The 3,681-nt window shown below is 40.9% G+C and carries 3 protein-coding genes; 2 read left to right on the forward strand and 1 reads right to left on the reverse strand.

The genetic code is table 11. The features are described from left to right. Positions 1–156: 156 nt before the first annotated feature. Complete coding sequence (locus F6K13_RS23490; RefSeq protein WP_124144433.1) at positions 157–606, forward strand: hypothetical protein; 450 nt, start codon at positions 157–159, stop codon at positions 604–606. A 1,052-nt stretch (positions 607–1,658) separates the two neighbouring features. Here F6K13_RS23490 and F6K13_RS23495 read toward each other — a convergent pair. Continuing rightward, positions 1,659–3,143, reverse strand: coding sequence for a DEAD/DEAH box helicase (locus tag F6K13_RS23495; protein ID WP_124144434.1), 1,485 nt, complete (start codon positions 3,141–3,143; stop codon positions 1,659–1,661). A 126-nt stretch (positions 3,144–3,269) separates the two neighbouring features. On the opposite strand from F6K13_RS23495, the gene F6K13_RS23500 reads away from it, so the two are divergent. Next, the gene (locus tag F6K13_RS23500; RefSeq protein WP_161564947.1) at positions 3,270–3,425 is read left to right on the forward strand and encodes a hypothetical protein; all 156 of its coding nucleotides are present in this window, start codon (positions 3,270–3,272) and stop codon (positions 3,423–3,425) included. Positions 3,426–3,681: the final 256 nt, after the last annotated feature.

Consider the following 3,681-nt stretch of genomic DNA (forward strand, 5'->3'; position numbering starts at 1 on the left):
TAGAGATATGTTACTCCAGAACACAAATTAATTCTGATAAAAAGTGTAATATAGAAACCAAAATAATAATTTTGGCCACTCAAAACAAAAGCACAATTTTAACAGTGCTATCATAGACAGAAGCAAAGCTAAAATCAGGTATAGGGAGTTAAGTGGATGAGCCATGAAATAATAGCAATTAGGAGACCTGTTAGACCAAAACAGCCTATTGAGCCAAATTCTCCAAAGGAGGCGCTTCACGAACAAATTGAGTCAAAAGTAGAAAAACCAAATTCAATAAAAAATAGCCCCTCATCAAGAACAGAAGGTACGAATGAAAGGCAATTAGGAAAACCAATAAGTAAATCAGAAAGACCCAAAAAACCAGGAAAACCAAAGCTAAAAGAATCTATCCAACAAGTCACCAATGCTAACGGAAAAGTTTTTAGTTCGGGGGATAAGATTTTAGTATCAGCACCCTGGAGTAGTATTGTAGAAGCTGAAATTACGGGTTTTTATAAAAGTCCTGGAGGTTCAATCTGGGCAATTTTTCTTCCCCAAGAATCTCTACCTAAGTGGAAGTGGGAAAAAGGTTGCATCCGAGCTGAATTATTAAAACAAGCATAATTAAGGCAAAAAAAATCTTAAATTCAGGATAATTTAGCATCTAAAAAAAATCCTAAAAAATATAACAGGATGATTTGGGTTGTGTAGAAAATATCCTGAATCAAATTAAGAGGAAACAGGGAAAAAATATCCTGAATAAAGGGAGGGGGGAGAGGATATATTTTAAACTTTTCTCCTGTTCCATAAATATTTAATCAAACTTGATATAACTGATACTAAATCTGATTTAGATAGGTTACTTGTTAAGGTAGTAAATATTTATCCAAATGGTTAAATTCAAACAAATCAATTTCTTAAAGTGCTGAAAGTGTTAGTTTTTCAGGAGTTAATTCTTGAGCAAATTGGAAAACAAAATTTTCTTGCTGTTTAGTTTCTATTGTGTATTGAAGAGTTTCTCTGACCTTAGCGATCGCCTCACTATCAGTTCCGGTGCTCCCTACTCCCTCTCTTGGTGAGCGTTCCTTGCCTTGGTCGATTGGATATGGCGTTAGCGCAACGGATCTGCCAGAGCGGGTTTCCTCGCCATTTCACCCTACGGGAAGCTCCAAAGATCGACCGCTTGCGTCTGTCGCACCCCGCGGGGTCGCACCGCTGCTCCCTACTCCCTAAATTTTTGATTGTGGTTATTCAAACAGACATGATATAATAGTAAAAATCCTTAAAAAAAATTTAGAGACGCGATCGCCCACATCTCTAAAATTACTATTCGACTATTTCAGCCAGAATTGATATCCTCTCGACGTTGCGCTTAGGCGACAACGTGGGATTCCTAACCATCACTGATTAGGTTTTTCTGTTCCCTCTTGCCTCCTCCGGAGGAGCTGCGCTAACAGAGGATCTGCCTCCGAGGTCTTTCCCTCTTTTTGGTCTTAAGGTCGCTCCACAGTACGTCACCAATCCGATGGCTCCCCTAGACACTGCTAGCCCAGCAGCCTCAATTTAAGTATTATAGCACATGGTTTGAAAAAAAAACCAATCAATATTGGTTTTCCCATAGGATTATCCCGCACTCTCCTGAGGGCGGGTCTTCAACCAACGTTGAAATAAGTAACTTAATTATTGCGTGACACAGAAGCCTCTTCTACAAAATTGTCACCATCTCTCCTCTGATTTTTAGGAGAAGGTTTTTGATGACGAATCTTCGGTGAGCGTGGCTTTGGCTTTGGCTTCGGAGTTTCATAGACAGGGATTTCTTCCTCCTGAGCATAATCAGGCCCCATCCAAGCAGGACGAGTTTCATCATAAGCTATCTGTAAAGCTGCTGCAGCGATCGCATGGGGGTCATACTCTTCACCCAACTGAGCAATCAATGGTAAGAAAGAAGCCATTCGTTCCCCACTCAGAGCATCTCGTACCTTATTCTGTAACTTCTGCAACTGTCGGGCTTCAATTTGAGACCGCTTAGGAATCGAGCGAGTATCCAAACGTTGACGTAGATGACGTTCTATCAACCGTAACTTCCGCTTATCTAAAGGATTAATTAACGAAATCGCTGTACCTTCACGACCTGCACGACCTGTACGACCAATACGGTGAACATAATTTTCCACACTATCAGGTAAATCGTAGTTAATCACATGAGTTAAGTGGTCCACATCTAAACCACGAGCTGCAATATCAGTTGCCACTACCCAACGTACTTGTTGATTACGAAAGCGACTTAGCAACCGTTCTCGTTGGGATTGATTCAAGTTACCATGATATTCATCAACACTATGACCTGCTGACTGTAATTGGTTTGTTAGTTCAGCCGCTGCTTGCCTTGTCCGCACAAATATCAAAGCTGCTTCTGGGTCTTCGAGTTCTAGAACTGGCTGTAAGGCTTTAGCTTTCGGCCAACCACGAGGCACCATGTAAGCAATCTGAGAAATTCGCTTCGGAGTTGTCTTTTGTTGAGCAACTTTGACTGTTACTGGCGATCGCAAATATTTATTCACCAGTTTCTTGATTGAGTAGTCCATGGTAGCAGAGAAGAAAGCTGTTTGATGTTCAGTGGGTGCTGCATCCAAAATTCTTTCTACATCCTGAATAAAACCCATACTCAACATTTCGTCAGCTTCGTCTAAAACCATCATTTTCAAACTATCTAGTTTTAAACTATTGCGACTCAGCATATCCAGAATCCGTCCTGGCGTTCCAACTACGATATGAACACCTCTTTGAAGGCGCTGAATCTGACGTTCAATAGATTGACCGCCATAAACAGTTAAGACCTGTAATCGATGTTTCGTTGGACTCTTGTTATCCAAACCAGCAATTTGACGAATCGCTTCTGTAACTTGCAGCGCTAACTCACGAGTGGGAGTCAAAATCAAAGCTTGAACTGCCTTTGTCTCCAGCTCAATTCTCTCCAATATGGGTAACGAAAACGCTGCGGTTTTACCTGTTCCTGTTTGGGCTTGACCTACAATATCGGTTCCTGCCAGCAAATGAGGTATTGCTTGGACTTGAATCGGAGTAGGTTCAGTAAAACCAATTGTTTCCAGATGATTTACACGCTCTTGTGAAATTCCTAAATTTGCAAACGATAAATCCATTCATTCTCCTAAGTAAATTATTTTACATCTGGTTTTGTTACCCAACTTGGAGGCAGATTTATGCTCAACTATAGCTGCTTATCAGCCCTTGCTCACGATAAACCTGTAGTTATTTGGTAGGGCAGTATGCCTTTGCCAATCACAGTTTCTACTAAATCTACTAAACTGATAGCTAACATTTTAGTAGTGTCTGTATGTTCTCAACGGCTAGGTTTTAACCTGAAGATCGACGACAGAATTAAAGGCAAAATGCCTGTTCCTTTTCTCTCTAGTTGGGTATAGTGAAGTACCTGCTCTATAAAACTGATACAAAGCGTCACATAAAGTGACAAATTGACGTTTACTTCTTGCTTCAACTGAGGCCGTCGGCGGTTACTCATCCACAAGCATTTACGGTCGAGCCGACCGCATATCTCAAATTTATACTGGCGTTTAAATCTCCTCAAAAGGAGAATCAGCGCAGCCACCCTGCTTCTCAAGGCGGATAAATTCTGATTTTTTTTGTAGAGGCTTTCCGATTTTACAGGCAGACAAACAT

The organism is Okeania sp. SIO2B9, from assembly GCF_010672505.1.
Lineage (GTDB): Bacteria > Cyanobacteriota > Cyanobacteriia > Cyanobacteriales > Microcoleaceae > Okeania > Okeania hirsuta.

Excerpts from the sequence above, each read along its gene's own strand:
- F6K13_RS23490 (WP_124144433.1), top strand. The coding sequence starts at position 157 with ATGAGCCATGAAATAATAGCAATTAGGAGACCTGTTAGACCAAAACAG.
- F6K13_RS23495 (WP_124144434.1), bottom strand. The coding sequence starts at position 3,143 with ATGGATTTATCGTTTGCAAATTTAGGAATTTCACAAGAGCGTGTAAAT.
- F6K13_RS23500 (WP_161564947.1), top strand. The coding sequence starts at position 3,270 with ATGCCTTTGCCAATCACAGTTTCTACTAAATCTACTAAACTGATAGCT.